General features: G+C 39.4%; 1 pseudogene. It reads left to right on the top strand.

From position 1 onward, the window contains the following. Positions 1-14: 14 nt before the first annotated feature. A pseudogene (locus AAEY78_RS13545) lies at positions 15-264 on the top strand (hypothetical protein); the annotation flags it as partial.

Below are 264 nucleotides of genomic sequence, written 5' to 3'. Positions count from 1 at the left end.
AAGTGAAAGCGTCTATGGATGAAGCCATTTTAAAGCGCCGAGAAGCTGTATTTGTTTATGCCACTGATTTACGTGCACAGCTCAATGAAATGCAAACCAAATTATCACGTATGAATCAGGCACAAAAAGGCGCATTTGATAAGGTCAGTAAAGCCGTCATAGCTTCGCCTGTTATAGGCACCATTAAAAAAATTAACTTTAATACCTTAGGTGGCGTTGTACAGCCAGGTGAAGAGATTATGGAAATTGTTCCATCAGAAGATA

Origin of the sequence: Psychrobacter sp. 16-MNA-CIBAN-0192 (genome assembly GCF_040309565.1) — a bacterium.
Lineage (GTDB): Bacteria > Pseudomonadota > Gammaproteobacteria > Pseudomonadales > Moraxellaceae > Psychrobacter.
Note: the sequence above shows the minus strand (reverse complement) of the source record. Positions and strands in the feature narration are given on the sequence as shown.